Below are 23,704 nucleotides of genomic sequence, written 5' to 3'. Positions count from 1 at the left end.
TACGGTGGAAACCAGCGGCAGCGGACGTTGAGAACTCACCCAAAAGACGCGATTCGACCGAAGCGATTCTTCTTGACTTGGTCTCAATGTGATACGACATGCGCCACTACCTGCGCGGTCTAGCGGCCCTGATCGAAGAGGGTCACACCGATGAGGCACTCGAGCGCATCGACGCGCTCTGCGAGACCAACGACCGCACCGCCGTGCGCCGCTACTGCGCCAACGAAACGGTCAACATTGCGCTCTCGTCGCTTTCCGCGGACATCAACGCGCACGGCATCACCGCCGACCTGCACGCCGCCGTGCCCGAAACCGTCCACGTGGGCGATGTCGATCTATTCAGTGTGGTATCGAACGCCCTGGACAATGCCATCGCCGCGGCGAGCGCCGCCCCCGAAGGCAAGCGGTTTGTCGACCTGGACCTTCGCTACGAAGACGGTCAGCTTCTATTGCTGGTTTCCAACACGTTTGGCCGTGCGCCGCACATGGTCGACGGCATGCCCGTGGCTCAGCACACTGGGCACGGCTTTGGCACCAAGAGCATTATGCTTGCCGTCGAGCGCATGAACGGCAACTGCCAGTTCCGCATTAACGGCGACCGGTTTGAGCTGCGCGCCGTGATGTAGGGGCTGCCGCCAACCTCGCTACAGCGGTGCAGCCGCCGGAGTCAGCTGCTTGATGTAGGCCCACATGCGCTGCTTGGCCGCCTTGTCGGTCAGCGCCGCCTCAAAGCCATCGAGCGCGAGCACGCGGCGGCCCTGCACATGGGCGACCAGGCCGGGCTTGAGCATGGCGGTGTCGAAGTCATCAATCGCCACGAGCATATCGGCGTAGGTTTCGCGCATGACATCGGCCGCGCTGTTATCGAGCAGCAGCACCGCCTCGGGATCCAGAGCCTCAAGCGCCTCGCGGAACAGCTCGCACGGCAGAGTCTCGCCCACCGCGACCGCTCCATCGCCTGCGCCGGCGACGCTTGCCAGCACGCAAAAATCCTCGGGCGCGTAGCCGATGGCCCCAAGCGCCTTGCGCAACGCCGCGCCATCCGGACCGGCGGCAAGCTCGCCACCCGAACGCTCGGCCTCGTCCAAATCGCCTTTGACCAGCACGATCGGCGAGCACGCGTTGCCCACGATGCGCACGCCACGGACCGCAAGCGATGTGAGCTCCTGCTCGGCCGCCTGGGCGATGGCTTCTTTTTTCTGGCTTTGTGACGTGGACATGCGCTCTCCAATCGTTTGCGTGCCCACCATTATATAAAAGAGCTGCCCGCGAGTGGTTGCTTTGCGGGCGGCTGGGTATAAGCACGGTCGTACTGAGTTTTACGCGGCCAAGCCGCGTCACATTATGGAGGTCACCATGGCTGACATTAAGCAGATTACCCCCGAGAACTTCAATTCCGTCGTTAACGACAGCCTGCCCGTGCTGGTCGATTTTTGGGCACCGTGGTGCGGGCCCTGTCGATCCCTCTCGCCCATCGTTGACGAGGTTGCCGATGAGCTGGCGGGCAAGCTTGCCGTTGCCAAATGCAACGTCGACGACAACCAGGACCTGGCCATGAAGTATGGCGTCATGAGCATCCCCACGCTGATTGTGTTTAAGAACGGCGAGGAGATTGACCGCTCGGTTGGCGCTCTGCCCAAGGCGAGGCTGCAGGCGCTGCTGGAGAAGCATCTGTAATACGCTTGTTACTTACCCGCCGTCCATGAGCGGTTTCGCACCGCTCACCGGAGTGCCAAACGCAAGGCATGCGACCACGGATAGTATGGTAAACACAAACAGCCCCCAGTGAACGGGTGCGGGTCAGACGGACTCGCGCCCGTTTTCTTATGCGGCGGCGCCCAAGGCGGGCGTAGTAGAATCTGAACCACCATATCGCCCCGTACAAAAGGAGACTCCCCATGCATGACGTCGGAATGAACATGAGCCAGCTTGCCATGAGCGTCAAGCAGGTCGACGACACCATCGAGCTCGCCCACGAGTGGAGCCATCAGCTGCTGCATGCGACCGAGAACTTTGATATGGAGCGCATTGGCGCCAAGCTCGAAGCTGCCATGGCCGCACTGCACGAGGCGCATGACGCGCTCGAGGGCTACGAGGAAGCCATCGAGGCCGACCACAACTCCGTCGGCTCTGTGAAACTGGTGTAACGTGGCCGAGCACGAGCACGCGCACGGCTGCGGGCACGACCACCATAACGGCACGGGCGATGAGACGAGCTGCCGCTGCGGCGGCGGCTCCGAGCTGGTCCGTTTTTCGGTCACCGCGCCCGATGACCTACTGCGCCGCTTTGACGAGCAGATCGCGCGCCGTGGTGACGTGGCTAACCGATCCGAGGCCGTACGCGATCTGATTCGCGCCTCGATCGCCAAGGAACAGATGCGCACGCCCGACGAGCAGGTCATCGGTTCGCTCACCATGATCTATGACCACCATACCGGCGATCTGACGCGCCGTCTGGACGAGGTGCAGCACGACTACACCGACGAGATCGTCTCGACCATGCACGTGCATCTGGACCACCACAACTGCCTGGAGATTCTGGCGCTCAAGGGTCGCGGCGAGCGCGTTTACGAACTGGCCGACCGACTGCTGGGCCTGCGCGGCGTTAAGCACGGCGAGCTCACCTGCGCCGCCACCAGGCAAAGCCTGGGGCTATAGCGGGATTTCCCGCAGCGCACCTGCCAAAAAGGGACAGGTTTGTTTTGGCAGGTTTAGAAGTTTTACCTACCAAAATAAACCTGTCCCTTTTTGGTCGGCTTTGATGAGGGGTGTCGCATGCGGCATGTGCATATTCATGTAACGGGCATTGTGCAGGGCGTTGGCATGCGACCGTTTGTGTATCGCGAGGCCATGGCGCATGGCATTTGCGGCTGGGTGCTCAACGCGGGCGATGGCGTACACATCGAGGCGCATGCTTTGAGCGAGGCGCTCGACGAATTTGTCACCGCGCTGTCGGAGCACGCGCCGGCCGCAGCCCGCGTTGAGCATGTCGCTGTTGCAGACCTGGAGCCCGACGCTTGGGATGCCGACGATGAGCAGGTCTTTCGTATTGTAGCGTCACAGGATCAGACCGTGCACACGACGCTCATCTCCCCCGATATCGCCACCTGTGACGACTGCCTGCGCGAACTGTTCGACCCCGCCGACCGTCGCTATCACTACCCCTTTATCAACTGCACCAACTGCGGGCCGCGCTTTACCATCATCCGGTCGCTGCCTTATGACCGAGCGGCCACGTCGATGGATTGCTTTCCTATGTGCCCCGAGTGCGCTGCAGAGTATGGCGACCCGCTTGACCGGCGCTTTCATGCGCAGCCCGATGCCTGCTTTGACTGCGGGCCACATATTACGTGGCGCGAGGCGGGCGAAGACGCCGCGTCGCCGGCCGTCGGCACCACGCGCGAGACCAGTGACGCCATTATCGACCGCTGTGTTGAGCTGCTGGCCTGTGGCAGTATCGTCGCCATCAAGGGCCTGGGCGGATTCCATCTGGCCTGCAACGCCGCCAATGAGCAGGCGGTGGTCGAGCTGCGCCGTCGCAAGCGCCGCAGCAACAAGCCGCTTGCCGTTATGGTGCGCAGCCTTGCCGATACTGAACGCCTGTGCCATGTCGATGATGCTGAGCGCGGCTTGCTGGCCGGTAGCATCCGCCCCATTGTGCTGCTGCGCCGCCGTGCTGTTGGCGAAGGAGATTCCCCCGACGGCCTTACACTCGCGCCATCCGTCGCGCACGATCTACCCGAGCTTGGCGTCATGCTCCCCTATACACCGCTTCAGCATCTGCTGCTTGCAGCTGCCGCGTCGCATGGCATGCACGCGCTGGTCATGACCAGCGGAAACCTGAGCGAGGAACCTATCGAGACCGACGATGCCCTTGCATGGGAGCATCTTGTTGCCGCCGGCATCGCCGACGCGCTACTTGGCAACGACCGTGCGATTCTCTCACGCTACGACGACTCCGTGGTGCGTGTGGTCGACGGCACCGTCATGCCTGTGCGTCGCGCACGCGGATATGCGCCGCAGCCGTTGTCGCTGCCGGCGCTCGACGGCACTGCACCCTGCGTGCTCGCCTGCGGCCCACAGCAAAAGGCAACGATCGCATTCACACGCGAGGATGCGAACGGCGAGACAGCCTGTTTTGTGTCGCAGCATATCGGCGATGTCGAAAACGGCGCGACCTTCGATGCCTGGAGCGCCGCCCGCGCACGTCTAGAAAACCTCTTTGACCTGACGCCTGCCGCCCTGGCATGCGACATGCATCCCAACTATCTATCGAGCCAGTGGGCGCGTGAGCGGGCACGGGAGCACAGTCTGCCGCTTATCGAAATCCAGCATCATCATGCGCACATCGCGAGCGTAATGGCAGAGGCGATTGTCGCTGGCCGGCTTGCGCCTGATGCACGCGTCCTCGGTATTGCCTTCGATGGTACGGGTGCCGGCACCGACGGCACCATATGGGGCGGTGAATTTCTTATCGCCGGCCTTGCCGATTTTGAACGCGCCGCGCACCTGCGCACCTGGGCGCTGCCAGGCGGTGCCGCATCCGTACGCGATGCCCGGCGCAATGCCTTTGCCCTGCTGAGCGAGCTCGGCCTGCTCGAGCATCCGGGTGCCGCGGGGCTATTGGGCACCCTCGACGAGCAAACACGCTGCGTGACAGCCACCATGATCGAGCACGGCATCAACAGCCCGCGCACCAGCAGCATGGGGCGTCTCTTTGATGCCGCGGCAGCAATTCTGGGCATCTGCGACAAGGCAACCTACGAGGGCGAGCCTGCCATAGAACTCGAAGCCGCCGCCTGGTGCGCGTTCAGCAGTGAAAGTGCCTGCCCCACCGGCAATATGGCCAGCTTTTCCGTAACCGAATCATCCCGTCCGGACGACTTCCATGTTCTGAACTCCAGACCGCTTTTTGAGGCGCTTTTGGAGGGAATCAGGACCGGCGTGCCCGCCGGCAAGCTCGCGCTCGACTTCCATGTCACCATCGCACGCGCGTCGGCCCGCATCGCAAGCGAGATCTGCGTCCGTGAAGACCTCGACACCGTCGCGCTCTCGGGCGGCGTGTTCATGAACCGACTTTTGCTTCGGCTCCTTACCCACGAACTCAAAGACGCCAGTCTTGCCGTCTTGGTCTCCCACGCCGTGCCCGTCAACGACGGCTGCATCGCCTACGGTCAGGCCGCCATCGCTCGCGCTCGCCTCGCGCAGACAGCATCGCGATAGGCTGTTTTGCCAGCCTGCGCGCCGCCGTCTCACAGGTGTAACGCGTTTGCTCGTGACTCCCGCGAGCGCTACCATCAACTGATGGGTAATTAGGCGCCTATCCAGCGCAAAACGTATAAAAGGGGAACATTATGTGCCTTGCCGTTCCCGGTAAAGTGGTCAAACGCGACGACGACCTTAAGGCGACCGTCGACATGATGGGCATCGAGCGCCCCGTTTCGCTGCGCCTCGTGCCGACGGCACAGGTAGGCGACTATATTCTCGTGCACGCCGGCTTTGGCATTCAGATCGTCGACGAGCAGGAAGCGCAAGAAACGCTCGAGCTCGTTAATGCCATGACCGAACTGGTCGAAGAAGACCAACTGGCCAGCAATCCGGCCGAGGCATACTAGTGGCGGCCGGACAGCCGGCGCGCTCCGGTATCGACTTCTCGGCATTTCGCGACCCCGGGCTGGCTCGCGAGCTCATCGATCGTATTCATGAGCTTGTCGGCAGCCGCAGCATCAACCTTATGGAAGTCTGCGGCACGCATACCGTGAGCATCGGGCGCTATGGCTTTCGCTCCATTATGCCTGCCGGGCTCAAACTGCTGAGCGGTCCGGGTTGCCCCGTCTGTGTTACCGCCAACCGCGATACCGACCATGCAATCGCGCTCGCCAAGATGGACGGCGCCATCATCACCACCTTTGGCGACATGATGCGCGTGCCCGGGTCGTCTACCTCGCTCGCCGCGCAAAAGGCGGCGGGGCGCGATATTCGCATTGTGTACTCCCCGCTCGATGCACTCGATATCGCCGAACACAACCCCGATCGCCCGGTCATCTTTATGGGCGTCGGCTTTGAGACCACAACGCCCACCATTGCCGCCGCTATCCTGGAGTCCGACGCGCGCGGGCTCCAGAACTTCTCGGTCTACTGTGCTCACAAGACCACGCCGCCGGCGCTGCGCGCCATCGCCAACGATCCCGAGACCACTATCGACGGCTTTATCCTTCCGGGACACGTCGCTACCATCACGGGCCTGGCACCCTTTGGGTTTTTGGTCGATGAGTTCGAGACCCCGGGTGTGGTCACCGGATTTGAGCCGGTCGATATTCTGCAGGGCATCTGCATGCTGGTCCAGATGGTTGTTGAGGGGCAGCCCGCAATCGACAACGCCTACCGCCGTGGCGTCAACGCTGACGGCAACCCCGTAGCGCGCCAGCTGGTCGAGCAGGTATTTGAGCCGTGCGACACCACGTGGCGCGGACTGGGACCGATTGCCAACTCGGGTCTTTCCATCCGGCCCGAATTCGCGCGCTTTGATGCCGGCGCCCGCTTTGACGTACCCATTGAACCGACGGTCGAACCACGCGGGTGCCGCTGCGGCGACGTGCTGCGCGGAGCCATCACGCCGAGCGACTGTCCTCTGTTTGGCCGCGCTTGCACGCCCGAACATCCCGTCGGCCCGTGCATGGTGAGCTCCGAAGGTAGCTGCGCGGCGTACTACCGCTACCGCGACTAGCCCAGACGCACCCGCACACCGGCACCACCCTCGATTGGAGTTTTCGATATGTCCCGTAATGCCACCGATAGCACTGTCCTGTTGGGCCACGGCTCTGGCGGCCAGATGATGAAACGCATCATCGATGAGGTCTTTTTGGATGCCTTTGGGTCGCCCGAACTGCTCGAGGGCAACGATGCCGGCGTCGCTGCGCTGCCCGCGAGCGGGCGCATCGCCATGTCGACCGACAGCTTTGTAGTCTCGCCGCAGTTCTTCCCCGGCGGCAATATCGGCCGACTCGCCGTGTGCGGAACCGTCAACGACGTCGCGACCTCGGGCGCTAACGTGCGCTACCTCTCATGCGGCTTTATCCTCGAAGAGGGCTATCCCATGGACAAGCTGCGCCAGATTGTGCAGACCATGGCCGAAACGGCACATGAGGCAGGCGTGAAGATTATCACCGGCGACACCAAGGTGGTCGAGCGCGGCGGGGCCGACGGCGTCTATATCAATACCGCCGGCGTGGGCGAGGTGCCCACGGGCGTGGCACTCAGCGGCGCAAACTGTCGGCCCGGCGATGTCATCCTGGTGTCGGGTACGCTAGGCGACCACGGCATCGCCATCATGAGCCAGCGCGAGGGCTTGGCGTTTTCGAGCAACATCGAAAGCGACGCTGCGCCGCTCAATCATCTGATTGCCGACGTGCTCGCCGCCGCCCCCGACACCCGCTGCTTCCGCGACCCCACGCGCGGCGGCCTGGCATCCACGCTCAACGAGTTTGCCCAGGCCAGCGGCGTTGCCATGGAGATCGACGAGGATGCCGTGCCCGTGCGCCCCGACGTGCAGGCGGCATGTGAGATGCTCGGCTACGATGTGCTGCAGGTGGCAAACGAGGGCAAGATGGTTGCCGTGGTGCCGGCCGAGCAAGCCGATGCCGCGCTGGCAGCCATGCGCGCCGCCCGCTACGGCGAGAACGCCGCCATCATCGGTCGCGTGCTGCCACTTGCCGAGGGCGCCCGTCCCGCCGTGCGCGTACGCACCGGCTGGGGCTCGACCCGTATCCTCGACATGCTTGTGGGAGAACAACTGCCGAGGATTTGCTAACGACAAAGGCTCAGGGCTATTAAAGATATTCAGATTCCAAACATGCCCGGCACGCATGCCCAGTATCATGGGGTGCGTTTTACAACTCAAGCGGCAGGAGCACCCATGGCAGCAGCTTTTTCCCATGTGATCTTTGATCTGGATGGCACCATCCTCAACACGCTCGAGGACCTGGCGGCCGCCAGCAACCATACCTGCGAGATGCACGGCTGGCCCACGTTTGCCGTAGACGAGTACCGCTACAAGGTGGGAAACGGCATGCTCAAGCTGGTCGAGCGCTTTATGCCCGCCGAGTACGCGGGCGACGGCCGTATGTTTGAGCAGACGCTTGCCGAGTTTAGGGCCTATTACGGCGAGCACAAGGAGGACCACACCTCACCCTACGCCGGCACGATTGAGATGCTCGACCGTCTGCGCACAGCGGGCGTTCAGCTTGCCGTGCTCACCAACAAGGATCATATTTCGGCAGCCCCGCTTATCGAGAAATACTTTGGCCCCGATCGCTTTGCGCTGGTACAGGGCCGTGTGGGCGCATTTCCGCCCAAGCCCGAGGCACCCGTCACGTTGCATGTGATGAAAGAGCTGGGCGCCGATCCGGCAACCACGCTCTATGTGGGCGATTCGAATGTCGATGTTCTGACCGGCCACAACGCCGGCCTTAAGAGCGCGGGCGTCAGCTGGGGCTTCCGCGGCCGCGCAGAGCTGGAAGCCGCCGGCGCCGACTACGTGGTAGATACGCAGGACGAACTCGCCGAGCTAATCTTGGGCGAGTAGCGAGCGACACCGCTTAACGCAGCTGCGACAATTCTTCCACGCGGAAAGTGCATCCCGTTTTGGAGCTCCGAAATGGGATGCACTTTCCGTTTGAGGCGCGTCGGGGAAACCGTATCCCGTTTCAGAGCAATATTCCGGGTCGCGGTTTCCGCAACCCGCCCCATCCGGAAACCGCGACCCGGAATTCGGCCAAAAAACCGGGTCGCATTTTCCCGAGCATTTGATACGGCGTTGATACAAGGAGTGTCCCCAACTGCCGGCAGAAAAGGAACGTCCCCAAGTGCCGCCTCAATGACTACCATGGCAACGCCGCAGGTAGAGGACGGGCAGCGAGCGGGCACCAGTGCGAACAAATTGGCATGAAAAGAGGACGGTATAGACCTTCTGGTCATGCCGTCCTCTTTGAATGACAAGTTGTCGCTCTGGTGCCCGCGCAGCGTCGGGCAGTTACGGCGTTTGGTAAAACGCCGTAACGAACTACCGCGTAACTCCCCTAGCTCATCATCGCATTCATCATCTCGGTGGTTGCGGAATCGTCAGCAGACCACTCGCCATCGTCATTGGCGGTGTACTTGAAGGTAACCTTGGTGTCCTTGGTCTTAGCGGCCTTGGTCACGTCGACCATGACCTGGCCGGCCATCTTGTACAGGTCGTCCTCGGAAGGCATCGTATCGAGCGCCGCGATCTTCTCCTGATACTGGGTGGCGAAATCTTCAACGATCTTGTTCATGGACTTGCAGGTAATGGTGACATCGGCAGTCGCGGTGCCCTTGTCCTCGTCGACCGTCACATCGCCGATCTTGTAGTCAAAACCCTCGAGATAGCTCTTGGCGTACTCCTTGGGATCGATGCCCAGCTGCTCGAACTCGTCGCCCGAGGCCTCTTCCAGGCCGGCGAGGAAGTCGTCGCCGCCGTTCTTGACCTCGTCAAACTGCGTCGTAAGATCCTCGGTGATGAGCTCCTCAACCGAAGGACCTCCGCAGCCGGAAAGCACAACCACGCACGCGACCAGAACAGCCATCAGGGGCGCAAGCAGCAGCTTCTTCTTCATGACATTCCTCCCAACAAGCGGCACCGCGCTTCCCGACGCGGTGCGCGTCGTAACAATAAGGCCATACTAGCCGATAACGAACACCCCCGGCAAAGCAAAGGCGCAGTCGGCTCGATTTAACGTCCGAACGGTTTACCGGTCCGCCCAACGCGCAATAAAACGTTCCGCCGCATTGCAATAAAAAAGGGCGGCCGGATAACCCGACCACCCCAAAACACCCTTATGTTGCCGCAGACTACTTGCGGACGACCTTGACGATGGCATCGCCAGCGGAGACAGCGGAGTCAGCCTCGACGGCGAGCTCGACGTCGGCGAACTCGGCGGTGTTGGACACAGCCACGACGACGCAGTCCTTGTAGCCGGCAGCGGCGATCTTGGCGCGGTCGATCTTGAGCATGGGCTGGCCAGCCTTAACGACATCGTCGGCCTTGACGAAGCCCTCGAAGCCGTCGCCGTTCATGTTGACGGTATCGACGCCAACGTGCACCAAAACCTCGATGCCGCTATCGGACTGCAGACCCACGGCGTGGCCCATGGTGACGGTCACCTTGCCGTCGCAGGGAGCGTAGACCAGGTCGTCCTCGGGCCACACGGCGCAGCCCTTGCCCAGAACCTCGCCACCAAAGACGGGATCGGGCACGTCGGCCATCTTGATGACCTTGCCCTTGACGGGCGAGCACAGCACGTCGGCGCCGGCAGAAGCAGAGATGGAGGCGGGAGCAGTAGCAGCGGCAGGCTCAGCCTTCTTCTTGAACATGTCAAACAGACCCATACGTTTTCTCCTCTTGATTAAGCGCAACGTTATGCGCATGCCTACGGTGATTATAGTGCTAAATGGCCAAAATACTAAGGCGAGGGCTCGAATCGCAAGCCCTTCCCGGTAGTGCTCGTGGGATGAGCGTCTCCTTTGCATCGCGGGTCGATAAGCCGAGTATCGCCCACGCGCGGGACGGGCAGAAGCGGGCGCGCCAAACCCGACACTTCTTTTCGCGCCCACGGACTGCCGCCGCTCCGTCCCTGACACTTCCTGATACCGGCCGAAACGTGCCAAAATAAACCTGTCCCTTTTTGGCAGGTTTGGCGAGTGTGGGAGTTCGCATGGATATCAAACGCAAGATTTCCGAGGCACAGGGCCTTACCCCTACCGAGCAACAGCTCGGCATCTCGGCCCTTGCCATGGGCGAAAACGTCCGCGGGCTTTCCATTAAGGAATTTGCCGCGTGCGCCAACGTTTCTGTCGCGAGCGTGCACCGCTTTTGCAAAAAACTCGGCCTCGAGGGATTCAAAGACCTCAAAGTCGAACTCATCCGTCTGGCGACCGAGGCGGGCAACCGGCGCGACGTGGACATCAACTTTCCCTTCGATGTCACCTCCACCCCTGCGCAGGTGATGGAACGCATGGAGGGGCTCTACCAGACCACTTTGGCCGAAACGCAGGAGCTGCTCGACCCCACGCAGCTCGACCAGGCCGCCAAGCTCGTCATGCGCGCCGGCACCGTGGACATCTACACGGGCTCGCATAACCTGTATCCAGCGAGGATGTTCCGCGACCGCCTACTCTCGTCCGGAAAAGCGCCACATGCTACGGCAACATCGAGGCACAGGTGCGCACGGCTCTCACCTCGGATTCAGACCGCGCGGCGATCGTTATCTCCTACAGCGGCCTTGCGCCCAACCTCAAGGAAATCTTGCCGATCCTCAGCAGCCGGCATGTCCCGGTCATCGTCATCGGCACGCCATACTGCGCGCGCATTCACCCCGGCTTTGCTGCCTACCTTACGGTGAGCGATCACGAGAGCATGACGCACCGCATCACGCGGTTCGCAAGCCATATCGCCGTGCAATACGTACTCGATTCGCTCTATAGCAGCTACTTTGCCAAAGATTACGCCCGCTGCTCCGAGTTCCTAGAGCGTTCGTTCCCCTACACCCGCCTGCCCGGACTCAAGTAGCGACGAGCGTGGATTTTTGGACACTCAGATAACGAGCGTGGATAATCTCCCACTTTGAGCCCGCACACAGGCCAAAACCGGGAGATTATCCACGCTCATTTTGGGTCCCCTGGGAACGCATGAGGAGGGCGGATAGACGGCCGTTATTTGCGAGGCGTCAGCGACGTAAAGAGTCCGTGTTGGTTGCAGTAAAGATATATCCTGCCGCGCCCGGTAATATGGAAGCGCGGCTGCACCGATTGCTCTGGATAGAGCTTCTTGAAGCAGATGCCGTCCATAGTCGCATATGCCACAAAGCTAATGTAGTGATCCTTGGTCATGGGATGATCGAGCGTGACGTACCAATCGTCCTCGATGCGCTCGATGGAAAAGGCGTGGTCCGCGTCCGGCTCTTCGGCCTCCTGGGGAAACATCGTGGAGCCACAGCAGCTAAAGCTGCCTTCTCCGAGCGCGTGCACAACGTTTCCGCAGATAGGGCAAACGTAAAAGACGCCTTTGAGCATATTGCCTGCACGGTTGGCGTTGGCCCGAATATCACCAGCCAAAAGCTCAGCCACGCTTATGCCGAGTCTCTGGGCCAAAGGCTCAACGAGGGAAATGTCGGGAAGGCCGCGGCCGGATTCCCACTTGCTGACGGCTTTATCGGTCACGCCAAGGCTTTCCGCCAGGGCGCGCTGGGTGAGGCCGCGCTCTTCGCGCAGCTGCTTGATGGCATGCGCTGCCAAAAAAGTATGGGAGGCATTGGTTTGCCGTGTCTGGTTCATGGGCTGTCCAATCAAATTGAAGAAATGGAGTGAACCGGTTCGACAGTCAGTATCCATTTGAAGGCCAGGCTCGACAACCTACGCTGCGTAGACATGCGTCAATCGAACGAGCGCGGATTTTTGGACGCTCATCTCGAGCAGTCATTTAAGAACGTCCCCAATGACCACCGCATCCGGAGCAAGACAACGCCGCAAGTAGAGGACGGACAGCGAGCGACGTCCAGGGCGAACAAGTTGGCGTGAAAAAGACGAGACATTGACCTTCTGGTCATGCCTCGCCTTTTGAATGACAAATTGTCGCCCTGGGCGGCGCGCAGCGTCAACTGGTTACGCGGTTTGGTAAAACCGCGTAACTACCTACTCCCGAGCTCCGTACTGCTCGTAGTAGGCGTCGATAGCGGCCTTGAGCTCGTCGTCGATGACGACTTTGCCGTCGATCTCGTGGTTGTAGAGGGTCTCGACGACCTCGGCCATGGAGACGATGCTCGCGACGGGGAAACCGTACTTGGCCTCGATCTCCTTCTGCGCGGTGGTCACGCCACCCTTGCCGACCTCCATGCGGTTGAGGGACACGATGAGGCCCTTGATCTCGACATCGGCAGCAGCCTTGACCTTGGGATAGGTCTCGTCGATGGACTTACCGCTGGTGGTGACGTCCTCGACCATGACCACGCGGTCGCCGTCCTGGGGCTCGTAGCCCAGCAGGTTGCCCTTGTCGGCGCCGTGGTCCTTGGCCTCCTTGCGATCGCAGCAGTACTTGACCTCCTTGCCGTACAGCTCGTGGTAGGCAATTGCGGTCACGACGGCCAGCGGAATACCCTTGTAGGCCGGTCCAAACAGCACGTCAAAGTCGTCGCCAAAGTTATCGTGGATGGCCTGGGCGTAATACTCGCCCAGCTTCTTGAGCTGATAGCCCGTCACATAGGCGCCGGCGTTCATAAAGAACGGGGACTGACGGCCGCTCTTGAGCGTAAAGCTGCCGAATTTAAGAACGTCGGACTCAACCATGAACTTGATGAACTCTTGCTTGTAAGCCTCCATGCGGGCTCCTCTCGTAATCGCGTACGTGCCTTCCAGTTTAGCGCAGGCAGGGCGCGTTGCGGGCGCGCTTTGGGGCCTCGGCATTCTGTAAAGGCTTTGTCAGGGGCAATGGTTTTCCAAACATTGGGGTTGACACGGCAAACCCCCTCATCAAGAATACGGGCGGATTGTAACGGGTACGAGATACCCAAAGCGCGCCGCGCCCGGCCTTAAGGAGGTGTGCCATGGAAGGCAGTCATAGTCGAAAAACCTGCATGTCGCCCTCGGCACGCCGCGAGGATTCCACGCACGCATAAGCGCCAACAGCCGATCGTCAAAACCACCACAAAGGTGCCTGTCCCTTCGTGGTGGTTCGAAAGCATGACGTGAGCGACATCTAGGTTTTTTGAAGCACATACGACACGTACGCTAACTCCCTTCAACAAGGAGGACCCTATGCTGATGCTCAAAACCGCCACGGTACTCGAAGCCATCTCCAAGCGCCGCCGCACGGCGCGCCCCGCCGCTCATACCGGCATGTCCAAGAACACCATATTCGCCGCCACCCATAGCGCCGAGGATGCCCTCGTGCTGCTCGACGCCACAGCCGACGGCCTCACCGCCGAGCACGCCGCCGAGCGCCTGAGCGCCGTCGGCCCCAACACCATCGAAGCGCCGACCAAGACGCTCGCCCGCCGCATCGCCGACGCGTTCGTCGATCCCTTCGCTGGCATCCTCGCCGCCCTCGCACTGGTCTCGCTCTACATCGACGTGCTCGCCGTGCCCGAGCTGCAGCGTGACCCCTCCACGGTCATCGTCATCGGCATCATGCTGCTGGTATCGGGCGGCATGAAGTTTATCCAGGAAGCCCGCAGCGGCAATACGGCCGAGGCCCTTAAGGACCTGGTCTCCAACACCTGCTGTGCCCTGCGCGACGGCGAGCGCGTCGAGATCCCCTTCGACGAGCTCGTCCCCGGCGATGTAATCCGCCTCTCTGCCGGCGACATGGTGCCGGCAGATGCCCGCATCATCACCGCGCGCGACCTGTTTGTGATCGAGTCCGCACTCACCGGCGAGAGCGAGGCCGTCGAGAAGACCGCTGCCATCACCGTCGTCGAGGGTGCCGACGGCTCCGCGCTACCACTCTCTGCCTGCAAGAACATCGTCTTTACCGGCACCTCCGTGCAAAACGGCACCGCCATGGCGCTTGTCGTTGCCACCGGCTCGGACACCTACCTGGGCGGCATCGCCAAGATGCTCAACGGGCGCGGCGAGAAGAGCGCGTTTGACCGCGGCGTCTCGAGCGTCTCCATGCTGCTCGTGCGCCTCATGCTCGTTATGGCGCCGGCGGTCTTTGCCATCAACGCCGCCACCAAGGGCAACGTCATCGATGCGCTGTTGTTCGCCACGAGCGTGGCCGTGGGCATCACGCCGCAGATGCTTCCCGTCATCGTGACCACGAGCCTGTCGCAGGGCGCCAAGGACCTCGCCCGCCGCCAGGTTATCGTCAAGGAGCTGCCGGCGATCCAAAACCTCGGCGCGATGGACGTCCTGTGCTGCGACAAGACCGGCACCCTCACCGAAGACCGCATCGTGCTCGAGCGCTACCTCAACACCGACGGCAACGAGGATGCGCGCGTGCTGCGCCATGCGTTTTTGAACAGCTTCTTCCAGACCGGCCTCAAAAACCTTATCGACCTGGCCGTCATCGACCGTGCCGATGTGACGCCCTCGACCGTCGTGCCCGATTCTATGCTGGGCCAGAGCCTGCGCGACCGCTATACCAAGGTCGACGAGGTGCCCTTCGATTTCTCGCGCCGTCGCCTGAGCGTAGTTGTCGCCGACGCCCAGGGCAAAACCCAGATGGTCACCAAGGGGGCTGCCGAGGAAATGCTCGAGATCTGCTCCTTTGTCGAGGTCGACGGCGCCGCCCAGCCGTTCACCGAAGATAAGCTCGCCCAGATTCGCAAGCAGGTCGCCGGGCTCAACGCCGAGGGCCCGCGCGTGATTGCCGTGGCGCAGAAGACCAATCCGCGCTGCGTGGGCGAATTTGGCATCGCCGACGAGTGCGACATGGTGCTGATGGGCTTTTTGGCCTTCCTCGATCCGCCCAAAGCAAGTGCCACGGGCGCCGTCGCCACCCTCGAGGCCAAGGGTGTGGCGGTCAAGGTCCTGACCGGCGACAACGACCGCGTTGCCGCCACCGTCTGCGAACAGATCGGTATCGACGCGAGCAACGTCTTGCTCGGCTCCGAGATCGATGCGCTCGATGACGCCGAACTTGCCGAGCGCGCCGAGAACACCCACCTCTTCGCCAAGCTCTCGCCGCTGCAGAAGGCGCGTCTGGTGCGTGTCATGCGCGAGCTGCTCGGCCACACCGTGGGCTTTATGGGCGATGGCATCAACGACGCCGCCGCCATGCGTGCGAGCGACTGCGGCATCTCGGTCGATTCGGCCGTCGACATCGCCAAGGAATCCGCCGACATCATCTTGCTCCAGAAAGACCTGGGCGTGCTCGAGCGCGGCATCATCGAAGGCCGCCGCACCTACGGCAACCTGCTCAAGTACCTCAAGACCACGGTGAGCTCCAACTTTGGCAACGTGCTGTCCGTGACCGTCGCGAGCCTGTTCTTGCCGTTCTTGCCCATGAGCGCTCTGCAGCTGGTGCTGCTGTCGCTGGTCTACGAGATCGTGTGCATCGCGCTGCCGTGGGACACCGTCGACGACGCCTGGACTGCCCGTCCGCGTGCTTGGGACGCCGCGTCCATCAAGGGCTTTATGCTCGAGCTGGGCCCCGTGAGCTCGCTGTTTGACATCGTGACCTTCGCCGCGCTCTTCTTTGTGGTGTGCCCCGCCGCCGTGGGCGCAAGCTGGTCCGAGCTTGCCGCCGCGGGCGACGTCGCGGGTATGGCGACCTTTGCTGCGCTCTTCCAGAGCGGCTGGTTTGTCGAGTCCATGTGGTCGCAAACGCTCGTGATCCACATGCTGCGCTCCCCGCGTCTGCCAAGCCCGCGCGACCACGCCGCGCCCGCGCTGTGCGTCCTCACCGTGCTGGGTCTGGCGCTCGTCACCTGGCTGCCGGCAAGCCCCATCGCCGATGCACTGGGCCTCACGCCGCTGCCGACGAGCTTCTTCGCGCTGCTCATCGGCATCGTCGCCGCCTACATCGCACTCACTCAGCTGGCCAAGCGCCACTACATTGCCCGCCACGGCGAGCTGCTGTAGCAAGCAGACGGAAAACACCCTGCCAGTTGCCGTTGCCTCTGCCGCCACCGATGCCGCTGCCTCTGCCGCTGTCGCAGTCTATCCCCTCAGCAGTTGCGGTGAAATAGTTCCCGCTTAAAGCCCCGTGACTTTAATTTAGGGACTATTCCACCGCAACTTATTGGGGGATTAGCTAGTCCTTGGGTGTCCAGGACCAGAAGAAGTTGATAAGGGCCACACGCGAAGCGGTGTCGGTCTTTTTGTTGATCAAGGAAATGTGGCGGTAGAGCGTGGAGCGCGAGAGGAAAAGCGTTGTGGCGATGTCCTGGACGCTCTGGTCCGAAACGACCAAGACCTCAAGCATATCGCGCTCGCGCCTTGTAAGCCCAAAGGTGACGACGAAGGCATCGAGGCGTTCATCGGACGTGGGCCCCGCGGCCTCCACCACTCATTTAAGCACCACTCATTTAAGTACGTCCCCAATGAGTAGGAAAAATGGGCCATGTGTCCCAGTTGTGGAGACTCCTTGAGCCGTCTGGGTATCGTGAAAGGCTGCGCACTCCCCCATCATCAAAGGTGACACACGCTACCAGTTGATGGGAGGCAGCCATGGGCTTCTTTGACAAGATGTTCGAGAAGAAAGAGTGCGCGATTTGCGGTACCGAGCTGGGACTTCTAGGTAAGACAAAAATCAATGAAGGCTACCTGTGCAAAGAGTGCGCCGGCAAGCTCTCCCCCTACTTTCACGGCTATCGCTCCAGCACCGCGGACGATATCCGCGAGCAGCTCGCCTACCGCGAGGCCAATGCCGAGCGTCTGGCGTCGTTCAACCCCACGCGCACGCTTTCTGCCGGGCGCACCAACATCATGCTCGACGAGGACGCGGGCCTGCTGATCATTACCTCGCAGAGCCGCTGGCGCGACGCCAATCCCGACATCATCGAGTTCTCGCAGGTACTCGGCTGCGATATGGATATCGACGAGCATCGCACCGAAATCTATCGCGAGACCGAGGACGGCGAGCGCGAGAGCTACAACCCGCCGCGCTACGACCTGGATTACGACTTTAATCTGACCATCCACGTCAACACGCCGTACTTTACCGAGATCAACCTGCGCGTGAACGACTCCACCATCGATCAGCGCGGTTCCATCGAATACCGCGAGGCCAAGCGCCAGGCAACCGAGGTCCGCGACGCGCTAGTGCAGCTGCGACAGGAGACACGCGACAGCGTCGTGGCCGCCAAGGCCCCCAAGACCGCAGTGACCTGCCCCTTCTGCGGAGCCACCACCATTCCCGATGCCAGCGGGCGCTGCGAATACTGCGGCGGCGCCATCGGCGCATAGCCTCCGGCACGGAAAGGACCGATCATGGCCTTCGAGAGCGTCAACTATCAGTGCCCCGCATGCGGCGGCCCCCTTCACTTTGCCAGTGCCGAGCAAAAGCTCGTCTGCGACTACTGCGATTCGCGCTTTGAAGTCGAAGAAGTCGAGGCCCTCTACCGCGAGCACCAGGACAAGGCAGATGCCAAAGCCGATGCCGCGGCAGCGGCCCCCAAGCCTGCTGTCGATGATGCCGTGCAGGAGCTCGCCCAAAACGCCGGCTACATCTGCTCGTCGTGCGGCGCCGAGCTGGTGTCCGACGGCACCGTCGCCGTCACCACCTGCCCGTACTGCGGCAACTCCGCCGTAGCGCCCGGTCAGCTTTCGGGCGACTTCTCACCCGACCTGGTAATTCCGTTTAAACTCGGACGCGACGACGTCACAGCCGCACTCAAGGAACACTACAAGGGCAAGATCTTGCTGCCCAAGAGCTTTGTCACCGGCAACCACATCGACGAGGTCCAAGGTGTCTACGTGCCGTTTTGGCTCTACGGCGCCCGCGTTGACGGCGAAGTGTATTTTGACGCGACCAACGAGACCGTGACCGAGAAATCCGATCGCACCGTCACGACCACCGACCACTACGATGCCTATCGCAAGGGCAATATCTCGTTTAAGCGCGTGCCCGTCGACGGATCGTCCAAGATGCCCGACGGCCACATGGACGCCATCGAGCCGTTTGACTACGACGCGTTGCGCCCGTTCTCGGTCGCCTATATGCCCGGCTACATCGCCAACCGTTACGATGAGGATTGCGAGACGTGCAAGGCGCGCGCCGAGCGCCGCATGGAGGAGAGCACGATCTCGGCCCTGCGCGAGACCGTCGTCGACGAATACGACGATGCCACGGTCGAAAGCAAGCAGCTCGACTACACCTGGGAAGACAGCGACTACGCCCTGTTCCCCGTCTGGATGCTCTCCACCTCGTGGAACGGCAAGAGCTACCTGTTTGCCATGAACGGCCAGACCGGCCGCTTGGTCGGCGAGCTCCCCTGCTCCAAGCCCAAGCTCGCCATTGCCTCGGTGCTGTTCTTTGTGATCGGATTTGTCCTCTCCCAGATTCTCTTTATGGGCGAGAACGCCTTCGATCCGGATTACCTCGCCTTTGATATCGAGGGCATCCTCATCAACATCATCGCGCCGCTGATCATCGTGATTATCGGAGACGTGCTACTGGTAGGCCAGCTCAAGACGGCCAACGAGGCCACCCACGCCGACAAGTACTGCGGCGAGCTCGACCTGACCGAGAAGCACGACACCTTCAGCCACACCGAGACCACCGTTGTCATGAAAGACGACAAGGACGACTAAGCAATCCAACCAATACCACCCGGTCTTTGACGAGAAAGGAAGATCACCATGGGACTCTTGAAAGCTGGATTGGGAGCTGCCGGCGGCGTCATGGCCGACCAGTGGAAGGAATTTATCTACTGCGAATCGATGCCTGCTGACGTCTTGGCCTGCAAGGGCAGCAAACGCACCGGTGGCCGCAGCTCCAACACGCGCGGCGAGGACAACGTCATCTCCAACGGCTCGGTCATCGCCGTCAACGACGGCCAGGGCATGCTCGTGGTGCAAAACGGCAAGATCATCGAAGTCGCACTGGAGCCCGGTGAGTTCGTCTTCGATACCGGCAGCGAGCCGAGCGTCTTTAGCGGCAACCTGGGCGATTCCATCAAGGAGACCTTCGCCAATATCGGCAGCCGCTTTACCTTTGGCGGCGACGCGGGCAAGGACCAGCGCGTCTACTTCATCAACACCAAGGAGATCATCGGCAACAAGTACGGCACCGCCTCGCCCGTGCCCTTCCGCGTGGTCGATAACAACATTGGCCTGGACGTTGACATCTCCGTGCGCTGCAACGGCGAGTACTCGTACCGCATCACCAACCCGCTGCTGTTCTACACCAACGTGTGCGGCAACGTGACCGATAGCTACACGCGCGACAAGATCGACAGCCAGCTTAAGTCCGAGCTGCTCACCGCCCTGCAGCCCGCCTTTGCCAAGATCTCGGAAATGGGCATCCGCTACAGCGCCATCCCCGGTCACACCACCGAGCTCGCCCGCGCGCTCAACGAGGTCCTCTCTGCCGACTGGCGCGACCTGCGTGGTGTCGAGATCGTGAGCTTTGGCGTCAACTCCATCGCAGCCTCGCAAGAAGACGAGCAGATGATCAAGGACCTGCAGAAGGCCGCAGTCATGCGCGATCCCACCATGGCGGCAGCCAACATTGCCAGCGCCCAGAGCGACGCAATGCGCGCGGCAGCCGCCAATCCCAACGGCGCGATGGCAGGCTTTATGGGCATGGGCATGGCAGGTGGCATGGGCGGCATGAACGCCAGCCAGCTGTTCGCCGCCGGCCAGGCACAGCAGCAGGCCGCCCCGCAGCCGGCTCCGGCACCCGCTCCCGCACCGGCTCCTGCCGCTGCCCCCGCGGCCGGCACATGGACCTGCAGCTGCGGCGCCACCAACACCGGCAAGTTCTGCTCCGAGTGCGGCAGTCCCGCACCCGCCCCGGCACCGGCCAAGTGGTTCTGCCCCAACTGCGGCAGCGAAAACGGCGGCAAGTTCTGCAGCAACTGCGGAACGCCCAGGCCCTAGCCCCTCTATCTGGTAATTGGCGGGGGATCCGCCACCCCCGCATTTGCTTCTATGGGTTTCGTTCGATAAAGGAGGACACCATGAAGACAACGTTCAAAAAGTCCGTACTCGCATTTCTGACATGCGTCCTTGCGCTCGTCTTTGCCCTGACGGGCTGCAGCGGCGGCGGCAAAGACCCCAAGGCCAACTTCGTCGGCAGCTGGGAACTCTCGGGTGGAACCCTGGAGGGCGAAGAACTGACCGATGAGTACATGAAGATGCTCGAGGATTGGGGTGTGCACTGCGTCCTGATTCTCGATGAGGACGGTACAGGTGCCCTCGACCTGTTCCTTGAAGTCGTCGACCTTAAATGGGAGGCAAAGGACGCCACCACCGTAACCATCACCGCCGAAGACGAGTCGCATGACATGAAGCTCAAGGACGGCAAGCTCATCCTCGAAGAGGATGACGGCAATCTTGTCTTTACCAAGTCCGACAAGGACCTGTCCGGCACGGTGAAGAAGGATCGCGAGGCGGCCGAGAAGGAAGAAGAGATCGACGAGGCCGTCGAAGACGACGACGTCCAGAAGATTGAAATCTCCCCCGCCGTCACCGTTGCCGATGACGACCTGTGCACCATCACCATCACCGAGAAGTTCAAGGACGAGTGGGGCGACATCGGTTTTGTCGTCAACATCACCAACAAGAGCGACAAGGACCTGACCTTCTACGCCCCCAGCGGCAAGACCAACGTCAACGGCACCATGAAGGAACCCTGGTTCTCGGCTCACCTGATGCCCGGCACCAACGCCACCGAGGAATTCACGTTCTCGAGCGGCGAGCTTGACAGCCTTGACGACCTGGTCAACACGACCATCGGCATCGACGCCTACCTGACCGATTCCTACGAGGACGTCGCCTCCTACAGCGCAACCATCGCGTAGCGGTAGACCACGACAGCCGCGGATTGGCGGACACATCCGCGCACACCAGACGGGGCCGCAGGAGATGATCCTGCGGCCCCGTCGCTTGTATGCCGATGCGTAACGAGCGCTAGCGCTCCATGTTGGGAACGATGCTGCCCTCGGTCACCGCATGCACGGCCAGGCGCATGATGTTGTCGTAGCCGGTCTTGCTCAGGATCTCCGAGATGCGGCGCTTGATGGTGCCCTCGCTCATAAACAGCTCGGCCGCAATCTCGCGGCGGCTTTTACCCTCGCAGGCAAGGCGCAAGATCGACAGCTCGACATCGTCGAGGGCCGCCGTGCCCGAGAAGATGCTCTCGGGCGGCTTGGGAAACGTGCAGTAACCCGCCAGCGTGGAGCGCATCACGGCGAACAGCTCGTCGATACCGACGTTCTTGTACACAAAGCTATCGACGCCCGCCTCGCGAGCCTGATCGACAAAGGTGATCTCGGGCATGCCTGTCATGATAATGATGCGACACTCGGGCAGCTGTTCCTTGATGCGTGCCGCCGCCACGATGCCGTTTGAATCGTGTTCGGTGCACACGTCCATCAGTATCATGTCCGGGCGCTCCTTGAGCGCGACACCCAAGGCCTCGGAGGCATCGGCGATCGCGGCAACGACGGTCATATCGGGCTGGTCGCCAACGGAGCGCGCCAGGCTCTCGCGCAGGATGGCCTGATCTTCGACAATTAACACGCGGATCATGAGTTTCTCCTTTGGGACGTGTCGTTGGCGTTAAGCGGAATGGATACCGTAAGCGTAAAGGGCGGGGTGGCGTGGACCTCTAGACTGCCACCCAGATCTTGCGCGACATGCCTCATACCTGGGATACCCGTTCCCTCGCGATACGATACGGGGGCCGGGGACCCGTCGTTAGAAATCGTCATGTGCGCGACGGCGTCAGCATCCGTCCTCTCCTGCCACAAGCGCACATGGACCCGATGCGCCTGCGCATGCTTGGTGGCGTTGGTCGAGGCCTCGCGGATAATCTGCAAAAAGGCGGCGGCGACACGCGCGTCCTCAGGCAGCGCACCCTCAACATCGATCTGCACGCTCACCAGGCCAAAAGCATGGACGATATCGCCCAGTTGCTCTGCCGGTTCGGTGTCGCCCCCGCTGCGCAAATCGGCAGCGATTGAGCGCAGCAGCGGGTCGATCTGCTCGAGCGACTCGTCGTCCAAGCGCCCCTCCTCCAAATAGCGATGAAGGATTGATAGGCGTTGGCCGATCACATCGTGAACGCGGGCGCGCATGCGCAGATAGGCCGCATTGTCGGCAACTTTTTTGACTTCTTCGATCTGGGCCTGGAGCTCTTGGCCCGCAAGCTCAAGCAGGTGGTTGGCCTGCGCCAGGCGGTCATGCGCATGCGCATACTCTGTCACGTCCAGACCGATTATGCGCTCGAACGAACGGCCCAAGACCATAACGTCATCGCACACAAACAGGCGAATCTCGGCGGGAGAAACCTCGACCACCGCACGCGCCTCACCAAAGCGGTCCAGGTTGATCCGCACGCGGTTCTTACCGCCTTCGGGCATTTGCATGCTGAGCTTGCGCAGGTCGTTCCATGTACCGCTCATATCGCCTAGGTCGGTGGGCATATGAAGCTCCACCAGGTTTTTGCGCATGCAGCGGTTCATAAGCAGTGGACGGCCCCTCGAGTCCAGATACAGGATGCCCACGGGAATCACGTTGATGGTTTCGATCGTCGAGAACGCGGTGATATCCTCCTGGCGGTTACGGACGTCCATCAAGAGCGCCGCGACGGAACGGAACAGGAAGAACGCTCCCTCTGCGATAAGGACAACGGCCCACACCGAGCCCATGGCAAAAACCACCGACGGTGTCACGGCGCCAACAAGCAGCAGCTCGGCCAGCATGACAGGGCGACGATAGTGCACCATGAGGACCACGCCATAGGCAAAGATCGCGGCATTGAGCCACAGCACTCCGCCCATTGCCCTGGCGCAAACGTCAAGCGGCGCCACCAGATACGAGCCAGACGACGCGAATAAGATGAGCGCCGAAATCATCAGGTGAAGCACGAGGCTCGTCTCATAGGCGCAAATCACCTTACGGTTATAGGACGAGCGGCGCGATGCGATGAGCGGGACGTGGATCATCTGCAGACACGCAGCCAGGGCAAAGACAACATCGAGCGCAACGATTTGGGGAAGGATGAACGAAATCTGCATCG

Annotated in this window: 24 protein-coding genes; 16 read left to right on the top strand and 8 right to left on the bottom strand. The window is 61.6% G+C overall.

Annotated elements, in window-relative coordinates; all coding sequences use genetic code 11:
* Nucleotides 1–98 precede the first annotated feature (98 nt).
* Nucleotides 99–626: a GHKL domain-containing protein gene (locus PMW70_RS05275; RefSeq protein ID WP_117843688.1), complete on the top strand. Its 528-nt coding sequence runs from the start codon at nucleotides 99–101 to the stop codon at nucleotides 624–626.
* Nucleotides 627–644: 18 nt separating this feature from the next.
* On the opposite strand, the gene PMW70_RS05270 is transcribed toward PMW70_RS05275, so the two are convergent.
* Entirely contained in the window at nucleotides 645–1,220 is a 576-nt protein-coding gene (locus tag PMW70_RS05270) for a hypothetical protein (protein ID WP_117862665.1), read from the bottom strand.
* Between the two features lie 136 nt (nucleotides 1,221–1,356).
* Here PMW70_RS05270 and trxA point away from each other — a divergent pair, with 136 nt between their 5' ends.
* The 8 genes from trxA (at nucleotide 1,357) to PMW70_RS05230 (ending at nucleotide 8,584) form a co-directional block, all read left to right on the top strand.
* Nucleotides 1,357–1,677: a thioredoxin gene (gene trxA / locus PMW70_RS05265; protein ID WP_271744082.1), complete on the top strand. Its 321-nt coding sequence runs from the start codon at nucleotides 1,357–1,359 to the stop codon at nucleotides 1,675–1,677.
* A 221-nt stretch (nucleotides 1,678–1,898) separates the two neighbouring features.
* Complete coding sequence (locus tag PMW70_RS05260) at nucleotides 1,899–2,147, top strand: hypothetical protein (protein ID WP_006235225.1); 249 nt, start codon at nucleotides 1,899–1,901, stop codon at nucleotides 2,145–2,147.
* Nucleotide 2,148: 1 nt separating this feature from the next.
* Nucleotides 2,149–2,658, top strand: coding sequence for a nickel-responsive transcriptional regulator NikR (gene nikR / locus PMW70_RS05255; RefSeq protein WP_271744081.1), 510 nt, complete (start codon nucleotides 2,149–2,151; stop codon nucleotides 2,656–2,658).
* A 117-nt stretch (nucleotides 2,659–2,775) separates the two neighbouring features.
* Nucleotides 2,776–5,223 carry a carbamoyltransferase HypF gene (gene hypF, locus PMW70_RS05250; protein ID WP_271744080.1) on the top strand — a complete coding sequence of 816 codons (2,448 nt, stop codon included), beginning with the start codon at nucleotides 2,776–2,778 and terminating at the stop codon, nucleotides 5,221–5,223.
* A 131-nt stretch (nucleotides 5,224–5,354) separates the two neighbouring features.
* Nucleotides 5,355–5,615, top strand: coding sequence for a HypC/HybG/HupF family hydrogenase formation chaperone (locus PMW70_RS05245; RefSeq protein ID WP_117773714.1), 261 nt, complete (start codon nucleotides 5,355–5,357; stop codon nucleotides 5,613–5,615).
* Nucleotides 5,615–6,727, top strand: coding sequence for a hydrogenase formation protein HypD (gene hypD, locus PMW70_RS05240; RefSeq protein ID WP_271744079.1), 1,113 nt, complete (start codon nucleotides 5,615–5,617; stop codon nucleotides 6,725–6,727). The genes PMW70_RS05245 and hypD overlap by 1 nt, the downstream gene beginning before the upstream one ends.
* 48 nt (nucleotides 6,728–6,775) lie before the next feature.
* The gene (gene hypE, locus PMW70_RS05235) at nucleotides 6,776–7,810 is read left to right on the top strand and encodes a hydrogenase expression/formation protein HypE (RefSeq protein WP_271744078.1); all 1,035 of its coding nucleotides are present in this window, start codon (nucleotides 6,776–6,778) and stop codon (nucleotides 7,808–7,810) included.
* A gap of 105 nt (nucleotides 7,811–7,915) precedes the next feature.
* Nucleotides 7,916–8,584 carry an HAD family hydrolase gene (locus PMW70_RS05230; protein WP_117757705.1) on the top strand — a complete coding sequence of 223 codons (669 nt, stop codon included), beginning with the start codon at nucleotides 7,916–7,918 and terminating at the stop codon, nucleotides 8,582–8,584.
* Between the two features lie 493 nt (nucleotides 8,585–9,077).
* Here the strand turns inward: PMW70_RS05230 and PMW70_RS05225 are convergent, their stop codons facing one another.
* Nucleotides 9,078–9,635: a hypothetical protein gene (locus tag PMW70_RS05225; RefSeq protein WP_117757704.1), complete on the bottom strand. Its 558-nt coding sequence runs from the start codon at nucleotides 9,633–9,635 to the stop codon at nucleotides 9,078–9,080.
* Nucleotides 9,636–9,870: 235 nt separating this feature from the next.
* On the bottom strand, nucleotides 9,871–10,407 hold the full coding sequence (locus PMW70_RS05220; RefSeq protein ID WP_271744077.1) for a PTS sugar transporter subunit IIA: 537 nt from the start codon (nucleotides 10,405–10,407) through the stop codon (nucleotides 9,871–9,873).
* Nucleotides 10,408–10,733: 326 nt separating this feature from the next.
* On the opposite strand from PMW70_RS05220, the gene PMW70_RS05215 reads away from it, so the two are divergent.
* Together PMW70_RS05215 and PMW70_RS05210 are read left to right on the top strand one after the other, a co-directional pair.
* Entirely contained in the window at nucleotides 10,734–11,420 is a 687-nt protein-coding gene (locus tag PMW70_RS05215) for a MurR/RpiR family transcriptional regulator (protein ID WP_233540598.1), read from the top strand.
* Nucleotides 11,421–11,434: 14 nt separating this feature from the next.
* Entirely contained in the window at nucleotides 11,435–11,587 is a 153-nt protein-coding gene (locus PMW70_RS05210) for a hypothetical protein (RefSeq protein ID WP_233540597.1), read from the top strand.
* 143 nt (nucleotides 11,588–11,730) lie between these two features.
* Here the strand turns inward: PMW70_RS05210 and PMW70_RS05205 are convergent, their stop codons facing one another.
* Together PMW70_RS05205 and pyrE are read right to left on the bottom strand one after the other, a co-directional pair.
* Complete coding sequence (locus PMW70_RS05205) at nucleotides 11,731–12,351, bottom strand: helix-turn-helix domain-containing protein (RefSeq protein WP_055250846.1); 621 nt, start codon at nucleotides 12,349–12,351, stop codon at nucleotides 11,731–11,733.
* A 357-nt stretch (nucleotides 12,352–12,708) separates the two neighbouring features.
* Nucleotides 12,709–13,392, bottom strand: coding sequence for an orotate phosphoribosyltransferase (gene pyrE, locus PMW70_RS05200; protein ID WP_117630014.1), 684 nt, complete (start codon nucleotides 13,390–13,392; stop codon nucleotides 12,709–12,711).
* A gap of 435 nt (nucleotides 13,393–13,827) precedes the next feature.
* Between pyrE and mgtA the strand changes: the two genes are divergently transcribed.
* On the top strand, nucleotides 13,828–16,596 hold the full coding sequence (gene mgtA / locus PMW70_RS05195) for a magnesium-translocating P-type ATPase (protein WP_271744076.1): 2,769 nt from the start codon (nucleotides 13,828–13,830) through the stop codon (nucleotides 16,594–16,596).
* A 172-nt stretch (nucleotides 16,597–16,768) separates the two neighbouring features.
* Here mgtA and PMW70_RS05190 read toward each other — a convergent pair whose 3' ends face one another.
* A complete protein-coding gene (locus tag PMW70_RS05190; RefSeq protein WP_271744075.1) occupies nucleotides 16,769–17,020 on the bottom strand; it encodes a LuxR C-terminal-related transcriptional regulator in 252 nt (83 codons plus the stop codon).
* A gap of 164 nt (nucleotides 17,021–17,184) precedes the next feature.
* Here PMW70_RS05190 and PMW70_RS05185 point away from each other — a divergent pair, with 164 nt between their 5' ends.
* The 4 genes from PMW70_RS05185 (at nucleotide 17,185) to PMW70_RS05170 (ending at nucleotide 21,482) form a co-directional block, all read left to right on the top strand.
* The gene (locus PMW70_RS05185) at nucleotides 17,185–17,922 is read left to right on the top strand and encodes a DUF4428 domain-containing protein (RefSeq protein ID WP_117758603.1); all 738 of its coding nucleotides are present in this window, start codon (nucleotides 17,185–17,187) and stop codon (nucleotides 17,920–17,922) included.
* A gap of 24 nt (nucleotides 17,923–17,946) precedes the next feature.
* On the top strand, nucleotides 17,947–19,269 hold the full coding sequence (locus PMW70_RS05180; protein WP_271744074.1) for a hypothetical protein: 1,323 nt from the start codon (nucleotides 17,947–17,949) through the stop codon (nucleotides 19,267–19,269).
* A 48-nt stretch (nucleotides 19,270–19,317) separates the two neighbouring features.
* Entirely contained in the window at nucleotides 19,318–20,559 is a 1,242-nt protein-coding gene (locus PMW70_RS05175) for an SPFH domain-containing protein (RefSeq protein WP_089573532.1), read from the top strand.
* An 80-nt stretch (nucleotides 20,560–20,639) separates the two neighbouring features.
* The gene (locus PMW70_RS05170) at nucleotides 20,640–21,482 is read left to right on the top strand and encodes a hypothetical protein (RefSeq protein ID WP_271742817.1); all 843 of its coding nucleotides are present in this window, start codon (nucleotides 20,640–20,642) and stop codon (nucleotides 21,480–21,482) included.
* Between the two features lie 109 nt (nucleotides 21,483–21,591).
* Here the strand turns inward: PMW70_RS05170 and PMW70_RS05165 are convergent, their stop codons facing one another.
* Nucleotides 21,592–22,212, bottom strand: a complete 621-nt coding sequence (locus tag PMW70_RS05165; protein ID WP_099432493.1) for a response regulator transcription factor — start codon at nucleotides 22,210–22,212, stop codon at nucleotides 21,592–21,594.
* The gene (locus tag PMW70_RS05160) at nucleotides 22,209–23,702 is read right to left on the bottom strand and encodes a sensor histidine kinase (RefSeq protein ID WP_334203909.1); all 1,494 of its coding nucleotides are present in this window, start codon (nucleotides 23,700–23,702) and stop codon (nucleotides 22,209–22,211) included. Before PMW70_RS05160 ends, PMW70_RS05165 begins: the two co-directional genes overlap by 4 nt.
* Nucleotides 23,703–23,704: the final 2 nt, after the last annotated feature.

The organism is Collinsella aerofaciens, from assembly GCF_028209625.1.
Taxonomy (GTDB): domain Bacteria; phylum Actinomycetota; class Coriobacteriia; order Coriobacteriales; family Coriobacteriaceae; genus Collinsella; species Collinsella aerofaciens_AM.
This window is presented reverse-complemented; position numbering and strand designations above follow the sequence as displayed.

Coding starts and splice junctions, on each gene's coding strand:
- PMW70_RS05275 (WP_117843688.1), top strand. CDS start 99: ATGCGCCACTACCTGCGCGGTCTAGCGGCCCTGATCGAAGAGGGTCAC.
- PMW70_RS05270 (WP_117862665.1), bottom strand. CDS start 1,220: ATGTCCACGTCACAAAGCCAGAAAAAAGAAGCCATCGCCCAGGCGGCC.
- trxA (WP_271744082.1), top strand. CDS start 1,357: ATGGCTGACATTAAGCAGATTACCCCCGAGAACTTCAATTCCGTCGTT.
- PMW70_RS05260 (WP_006235225.1), top strand. CDS start 1,899: ATGCATGACGTCGGAATGAACATGAGCCAGCTTGCCATGAGCGTCAAG.
- hypF (WP_271744080.1), top strand. CDS start 2,776: ATGCGGCATGTGCATATTCATGTAACGGGCATTGTGCAGGGCGTTGGC.
- PMW70_RS05245 (WP_117773714.1), top strand. CDS start 5,355: ATGTGCCTTGCCGTTCCCGGTAAAGTGGTCAAACGCGACGACGACCTT.
- hypE (WP_271744078.1), top strand. CDS start 6,776: ATGTCCCGTAATGCCACCGATAGCACTGTCCTGTTGGGCCACGGCTCT.
- PMW70_RS05230 (WP_117757705.1), top strand. CDS start 7,916: ATGGCAGCAGCTTTTTCCCATGTGATCTTTGATCTGGATGGCACCATC.
- PMW70_RS05225 (WP_117757704.1), bottom strand. CDS start 9,635: ATGAAGAAGAAGCTGCTGCTTGCGCCCCTGATGGCTGTTCTGGTCGCG.
- PMW70_RS05220 (WP_271744077.1), bottom strand. CDS start 10,407: ATGGGTCTGTTTGACATGTTCAAGAAGAAGGCTGAGCCTGCCGCTGCT.
- PMW70_RS05215 (WP_233540598.1), top strand. CDS start 10,734: ATGGATATCAAACGCAAGATTTCCGAGGCACAGGGCCTTACCCCTACC.
- PMW70_RS05210 (WP_233540597.1), top strand. CDS start 11,435: ATGACGCACCGCATCACGCGGTTCGCAAGCCATATCGCCGTGCAATAC.
- PMW70_RS05205 (WP_055250846.1), bottom strand. CDS start 12,351: ATGAACCAGACACGGCAAACCAATGCCTCCCATACTTTTTTGGCAGCG.
- pyrE (WP_117630014.1), bottom strand. CDS start 13,392: ATGGAGGCTTACAAGCAAGAGTTCATCAAGTTCATGGTTGAGTCCGAC.
- mgtA (WP_271744076.1), top strand. CDS start 13,828: ATGCTGATGCTCAAAACCGCCACGGTACTCGAAGCCATCTCCAAGCGC.
- PMW70_RS05185 (WP_117758603.1), top strand. CDS start 17,185: ATGGGCTTCTTTGACAAGATGTTCGAGAAGAAAGAGTGCGCGATTTGC.
- PMW70_RS05180 (WP_271744074.1), top strand. CDS start 17,947: ATGGCCTTCGAGAGCGTCAACTATCAGTGCCCCGCATGCGGCGGCCCC.
- PMW70_RS05175 (WP_089573532.1), top strand. CDS start 19,318: ATGGGACTCTTGAAAGCTGGATTGGGAGCTGCCGGCGGCGTCATGGCC.
- PMW70_RS05170 (WP_271742817.1), top strand. CDS start 20,640: ATGAAGACAACGTTCAAAAAGTCCGTACTCGCATTTCTGACATGCGTC.
- PMW70_RS05165 (WP_099432493.1), bottom strand. CDS start 22,212: ATGATCCGCGTGTTAATTGTCGAAGATCAGGCCATCCTGCGCGAGAGC.
- PMW70_RS05160 (WP_334203909.1), bottom strand. CDS start 23,702: ATGCAGATTTCGTTCATCCTTCCCCAAATCGTTGCGCTCGATGTTGTC.